Source organism: Saccharomonospora iraqiensis subsp. iraqiensis (assembly GCF_000430445.1).
Classification (GTDB): Bacteria; Actinomycetota; Actinomycetes; order Mycobacteriales; family Pseudonocardiaceae; genus Saccharomonospora; species Saccharomonospora iraqiensis.
Genome location: NZ_KE387056.1, coordinates 44,446 through 50,248, shown reverse-complemented (window position 1 = coordinate 50,248; position 5,803 = coordinate 44,446). Strand labels below are relative to the sequence as shown.

At 70.8% G+C, this 5,803-nt stretch carries 7 protein-coding genes; 5 read left to right on the top strand and 2 right to left on the bottom strand.

Annotation, left to right across the window (positions count from 1 at the left end; genetic code table 11):
* Positions 1 to 383: Ada metal-binding domain-containing protein (locus ACTIR_RS21655; protein WP_034238308.1), on the bottom strand; the 383-nt coding region annotated here is incomplete at its 3' end.
* Positions 384 to 479: 96 nt separating this feature from the next.
* Between ACTIR_RS21655 and ACTIR_RS0104275 the strand changes: the two genes are divergently transcribed.
* The 4 genes from ACTIR_RS0104275 (at position 480) to ACTIR_RS0104260 (ending at position 3,662) form a co-directional block, all read left to right on the top strand.
* Complete coding sequence (locus ACTIR_RS0104275) at positions 480 to 716, top strand: hypothetical protein (RefSeq protein ID WP_026453342.1); 237 nt, start codon at positions 480 to 482, stop codon at positions 714 to 716.
* 36 nt (positions 717 to 752) lie between these two features.
* A complete protein-coding gene (gene ychF / locus ACTIR_RS0104270; protein WP_026453341.1) occupies positions 753 to 1,835 on the top strand; it encodes a redox-regulated ATPase YchF in 1,083 nt (360 codons plus the stop codon).
* Positions 1,836 to 2,055: 220 nt separating this feature from the next.
* On the top strand, positions 2,056 to 2,814 hold the full coding sequence (locus tag ACTIR_RS0104265) for a VOC family protein (protein WP_026453340.1): 759 nt from the start codon (positions 2,056 to 2,058) through the stop codon (positions 2,812 to 2,814).
* Between the two features lie 5 nt (positions 2,815 to 2,819).
* Entirely contained in the window at positions 2,820 to 3,662 is an 843-nt protein-coding gene (locus ACTIR_RS0104260; protein WP_026453339.1) for a PhzF family phenazine biosynthesis isomerase, read from the top strand.
* 142 nt (positions 3,663 to 3,804) lie between these two features.
* Here ACTIR_RS0104260 and ACTIR_RS0104255 read toward each other — a convergent pair whose 3' ends face one another.
* Positions 3,805 to 4,377 (bottom strand): TetR/AcrR family transcriptional regulator, encoded by a 573-nt coding sequence (locus ACTIR_RS0104255; protein WP_026453338.1) that lies wholly within the window; start codon positions 4,375 to 4,377, stop codon positions 3,805 to 3,807.
* A 97-nt stretch (positions 4,378 to 4,474) separates the two neighbouring features.
* Here ACTIR_RS0104255 and ACTIR_RS0104250 point away from each other — a divergent pair, with 97 nt between their 5' ends.
* A complete protein-coding gene (locus ACTIR_RS0104250; protein ID WP_026453337.1) occupies positions 4,475 to 5,641 on the top strand; it encodes an MFS transporter in 1,167 nt (388 codons plus the stop codon).
* Positions 5,642 to 5,803 lie beyond the last annotated feature (162 nt).

The following is a 5,803-nucleotide window of genomic DNA, read 5'->3' as shown; positions in this document are numbered from 1 at the left end:
TGCGAGTAGCCGAGGGTCCGGGCGAGGCCGGACACCCCGGCGCGGTCCACGAAGCCGTCGGCGATCAGCCGCATCGCGCGGCCCGCGAGGTCGGCCCGGACGTTCCACTCGGGGGAGCCGGGCACCGCGTCGGGCAGACACCGGCGGCACGCCCGGTAGCCGTGGGTCTGCGCGGCGGCGGCCGTGGGGAAGAAGTCGACGTTGCCGCGCTTCGGGGTCATCGCGGGGCAGGACGGCCTGCAGTAGATGCCCGTGGTGCGCACCGCGACCACGAACTGCCCGTCGAAGCGCGCGTCGCGGGAGCTCACGGCGCGGTAGCAGCGCTCCGTGTCCCGCCAGACGGCCCCGGACGGGGGCGGGGGGTCGCCGGTGAGCGGGATCATGCCTCCGATCGTGCCACCCGGTCAGCCCGGTGGCTCGCGGGAATCGGACATCACCGCCGAGGTGCGGGGAGCGTCGCGGAGTTCTACGGTCGTGCCATGACCAAGCGGATGCAGCGCACCTCGTTCCGTACGGCCGTCGCGGCCGTCGCCGCGGTCGCGGCCCTGGGCGTCTCGGCGGCCTGCGAGGAGCCGGTGCAGGAGGACAACGGCGATCAGCAGGAGCAGGAGGACAACGGCGGCGGCTACGGCAACGAAGGCGGCGACGGCGGCGGTGAGGACGGCGGTGACGAGGGCGGTGAGCAGGAGGACGACGGTGAGGAGGACGACGGCTGACCGGCCGGGCATCCCCGGCACGTACACTGGGCAGTCGTGAGTCTGACCCTCGGCATCGTCGGCCTGCCCAACGTGGGCAAGTCGACCCTGTTCAACGCCCTGACCCGGAACAACGTGCTCTCGGCGAACTATCCGTTCGCCACGATCGAGCCGAACGTCGGCGTCGTGCCCCTGCCGGACCCGCGGCTGGACGAACTCGCGAAGATGTTCGACTCGGCCCGCACCGTCCCGGCGACGGTGTCGTTCGTGGACATCGCCGGGATCGTCAAGGGCGCGTCCGAGGGGGCGGGTCTGGGGAACAAGTTCCTGGCCAACATCCGCGAGGCCAACGCCATCTGCCAGGTCATCCGCGTGTTCGACGACGGCGACGTCACCCACGTCGACGGCCGGATCGACCCGATGTCCGACATCGAGACGATCAACACCGAGCTGATCCTGGCCGACCTGCAGACGCTGGACAAGGCGCTGCCCCGGCTGGAGAAGGAAGCGCGGACGAAGAAGGAGAACCGGCCCGCGCTGGACAACGCGAAGAAGGCCAAGGAGATCCTCGACTCGGGCCGCACCCTGTTCGCCGCGCAGTCCGAGCTCGACATGGACGGCCTGCGTGAGCTCAGCCTGCTCACCACCAAGCCGTTCCTCTACGTGTTCAACGCCGACGAGGGCGTGCTCACCGACGAGGCCAAGCGCGCCGAGCTGACCAAGCTGGTCGAGCCCGCCGACGCGGTGTTCCTGGACGCGAAGGTGGAGTCCGAGCTGCTGGAGCTCGACGACGAGGCGGAGGCGCTGGAGCTGCTGGAATCGGTCGGCCAGTCCGAGCCGGGCCTGAACGCCCTGGCCCGCGCCGGGTTCCACACGCTCGGCCTGCAGACCTACCTCACCGCCGGGCCGAAGGAGGCCCGCGCCTGGACCATCCCGCAGGGCGCGACCGCCCCGGAGGCGGCGGGCGCGATCCACTCCGACTTCCAGCGCGGCTTCATCAAGGCCGAGATCATCTCCTACGAGGACCTGATGGCGGCCGGATCGATGGCCGCCGCTCGCGCGGCGGGCAAGGTCCGCATGGAGGGCAAGGAGTACGTCATGTCCGACGGCGACGTGGTCGAGTTCCGCTTCAACGTCTGATCACGAGATCCGACGCCCCCTCGCCTTGTCCCGGGCAGGCGCCGAGGTGTCGCCGTCCGGTCCGCGCGCTGTATGCCGGGTCGTCACTGTCGGCTTCGGCACAGTCGGTGTGTCCGGCCGACGGCGAAAAGCCTTTGTGCTCGCCGGGCGCGGTCTGCAGAGTGGATGCCCTCCCTCCGCCCGAAAGAGGGTGGACCGGGTGACGAGGGAAGGAAACTCGATGACCGAACGTGACATCTCTTCAGTCGGGGCGCCGTGCTGGGTGGACATCTTCCAACCTGATGCTGCGGCTGCCCGGGGTTTCTACGGGGAGTTGTTCGGGTGGGGCTTCGATGATCCGGTTCCCTTACCGACCGGAGCCGGGGACGCGTACTCCGCCGCTCGTCTCGAGGGGCGGCTCGTCGCCGGTATCGGCCAGGCCCGGCTCGACGGCCCAGGGGGGTGGCGCACCTACGTTCGGGTCGCCGGGCTGGAAGACACGCTCGCCCGCGTGGAGTCGGCGGGAGGTGTGCGGCAGTCCGGCCCGTTCGCGCTGGCTCACCACGGGCGCATGGCCGGAGTGACGGATGCCACCGGTGTCGCGTTGTGGCTCTGGGAGGCCGGATCCCGCAGTCACGTGGAGTTGGCGGACGAGCCCGGGTCCTGGGCGATGAGCGCGCTGCACACCACCGACCTCACAAAGGCGGAGGAATTCTACGGTGCCGTGTTCGGCTGGGTGCTCGACGAATCGACCGACGATCCGTTCGCCTACTGGCGACTCGACGAGCAGGTCGTCGCGGTCGCCGCGGCAACCGACGGCGCCGCGGTGCCGCCGCACTGGAGCGTCAACTTCGCCGTACAGGACGCCGACGCACTGGCCGAGCAAGCCGAAAGGCTCGGCGGGCGCGTTCTGCTGGAGCCCTTCGATACCCCGGGCTTCCGGAACACGCTCCTCGGTGACCCGCAGGGCGGTGTGATCGCGGCCTCGGGGAAGGAGTGACAGGCATGGTCGACGTCGTTCGCTACGCCGCGTTCAGTACCGACCCGTCCGGAGGTAACCCGGCGGGGGTCGTCCTCGACGCCGGGGGCCTGGACGAAGTGCGGATGCAGCGGATCGCGGCCGAGGTCGGGGACTCGGAGACCGCGTTCGTCACCGCCTCCGACCCGGCGGCGGGGCGCTACACCGTGCGCTACTTCAGCCCGGTGGCCGAGGTCGCCTTCTGCGGGCACGCCACCGTCGCCACTGCCGTCGCGCTGGCCGAACGCCACGGGACCGGCCGCATGGTCTTCGGCACACGGGCGGGCGAGATCGAGATCGGGACCGAGGGGGACGACACCCTCGTCGCCGGCCTCACCAGCGTGCCCACCCGCTCCCGGCCGGCCTTCTCCGAGGAGGTCGAGACCGCGTTGCGGGCACTGGGCTGGTCACCCGGGGAACTGGATGCGCGCTTCCCGCCCCATGTCGCCTTCGGCGGGAACGACCACCTCGTGCTCGCCGCCGGTTCCCGGCGACGTCTGTCCGAACTGGACTACGACTTCGACGCGCTCGGTGACCTGATGCGGCGGCAGAACTGGACCACCGTGCAGCTGTTCCGCTTCGAGGACGAGCACACCGTCCACGCCCGCGCCCCCTTCCCGGTCGGCGGCGTGGTCGAGGACCCGGCGACCGGGGCCGCGGCGGCCGCGTTCGGCGGCTACCTCCGCGAGCTGGGGTGGGTCACCCGGCCCCGGCGCATCACGGTCGTGCAGGGCGAGGACATGGGCCGCCGCAGTGAGCTCCAGGTCGACGTCGCACCCGACGATCCCCGGGTCACCGTCACCGGTACCGCCACCAGGATCACCGACTGACAGTGGGTTCCGGGCCCTCCGTGCCGTCGCCCCGCCCTTCCCGCTGGGTCGGGGGACGGCGTGGTGTCGTGCCGCCGACCATGTGCATGCGGGGGCCATGTCGCGTCGGTCCTTCCGCGTTGCCGCCCAGGCCTGTGCCCCGTCACGGCGTGGGGAGCAACAGGTCGCGGGCGTGGTCGCGTGCCCGGGTGAGCAGACGCTCGTCGCCGTCGATGCCGCGCTGGGCGATGCCGCCTTCCAGGAGCAGGAAAAGCGTTTCGGCGAGAGCGTGCTGATCGTCGATCCCGGGTAGTTCCGCGTCGATCAGGCTCCGCAGCCGTTCCCGGATCGCTCGCTTGTGGGCGCGGATGACCTCGAATCCGGGATGGTCGGTGGGTAGTTCCGCGGCGGCGTTGAGGAAGGCGCATCCGCGATCGACCGCGGCGGCGTCGGTCGCGTAGGCGTCGAAGAACGCCAGCGCGCGCGGAGGCGGAGACGCGGCGAGGCGCTCCTCCAACCGTTCCCACCAGACCTCGTGTCTGCGGCGGAGGTAGTTGGCGACGAGCGCGTCCTTCGAACCGAACCGGTCGTAGAGGGTTCGCTTGGTGACTCCGGATTCGGCTGCGATGGTGTCGACCCCGACCGCCTGAATGCTGTTCCGGTAGAACAGCTCCGAGGCGACGTCCATGATCCGCCGCGCTCCCGGTGTCCAGTGAATCTCGCTCGACTGCTCCACGGCCGTCCTCCACGCTCCGATTGACTTCACAGACCAGTGTACATACTCTCGGCGGAAGCTTCACAGGTCGGTGAAGTTCGAGCGAAGTGAGGTGATCATGGCGCGCACCGGAACGTGGGCGTTGGCCGGCGCAGGGCTGGCGTTGATCGCCACCTGCTACGGGTTGGCGCGATTCGCCTACGGCTTGTTCGTCCCGGCTTTCCGGGACGCCTTCGGGATCGGCGCGGCGATGGCCGGCGTGCTCGGGTCGATGAGCTACGCCGCCTACTGCGTGGGAATATTGGTGTCGACGCTGGCCAGCCCCAGGTGGGGCAGCAGGCGCGTCGCGGTCGCCGCCGGTTCCCTCGCCACGGTCGGGACGGCGCTTGTCGCCCTCGCTCCCCACGAGATGATGCTCGGAATCGGCGTCGTCATCGCGGGGGCGAGCACCGGCGTCGCATCGCCCCCGCTCGCCCAGGCGGTCTCCCGTGCGGCCTCTCCCGGACGCCGGGATCGGATCCAAACGGTGATCAACGCCGGTACCGGGCTCGGGGTGGTCGTCTCCGGACCGATCGCCCTGTCCGCGCGGGACCAATGGCGCCTGGCATGGCTCGTGTTCGCGGTGCTCTGCGCTTTGGTGACCCTCTGGAACGCCCGCGTGATCCCGTCGGCGAGTCGACCGGGCGTTTCCGCTGCGGGCGTTCTCCCGCGTCCACTGTTCCCGGAAGGAGCGGTGCGCCTGCTGTTCGCCGCCCTGCTGACCGGTGCCGCGAGCTCGGCGACCTGGGTCTTCGGCCGCGATCTGCTGGTGAGCTCCGGTGGCCTCGGCGATCGGGAATCGACCACCGGCTGGATCCTTCTCGGGGCTTTCGGCCTGGTCGGTGCCTTCGCGGGCGATCTCGTGCGGTCCGTGGGGCTGCGGCTGGCCTGGCCGGTCACCATGCTCGCGATGGCGCTGGCCACGGCACTGCTCGCGGCGCTGCCCGGTGTGCTCGGGGTGGCATGGGTATCCATGGCCACTTTCGGTGCCGCCTACATCGCCCTGACAGGAATGCTTCTGATCTGGGGAACCCGGGTCTACGCGAGGAGTCCCGCAGCGGGTGTCGGCTTCGCGTTCCTGATCATCGCGGCCGGGCAGACCGTGGCCGCCCCGCTCATCGGGGTGCTCAGCGATGCGGTCGGACCATCGGTGGCGTTCGGCGCCGCAGCGCTTCTCGCGCTCGGCACCATGGTCCTGCGCCCACCGCGCGCCTCCGTCGCCGAGGTTGCTGTGCGCCCGAACTAGGTCGAGTTCCGCTTCACCGTGTAGCCCTCGGAATCAACCTCGCCCATGCCGCCCCGGGACCGGCGTGGTGTCGCCGAGGCCGGCCGCGGCGCGGACGAGCGCGGCGACCGCCGGGGAGCGGCTGTTCGGCGGCCACGCGAGCACCGTGGTGACCTCCGGCGC

Excerpts from the sequence above, each read along its gene's own strand:
- ACTIR_RS0104260 (WP_026453339.1), top strand. The coding sequence starts at position 2,820 with ATGGTCGACGTCGTTCGCTACGCCGCGTTCAGTACCGACCCGTCCGGA.
- ACTIR_RS0104265 (WP_026453340.1), top strand. The coding sequence starts at position 2,056 with ATGACCGAACGTGACATCTCTTCAGTCGGGGCGCCGTGCTGGGTGGAC.
- ACTIR_RS0104250 (WP_026453337.1), top strand. The coding sequence starts at position 4,475 with ATGGCGCGCACCGGAACGTGGGCGTTGGCCGGCGCAGGGCTGGCGTTG.
- ACTIR_RS0104275 (WP_026453342.1), top strand. The coding sequence starts at position 480 with ATGACCAAGCGGATGCAGCGCACCTCGTTCCGTACGGCCGTCGCGGCC.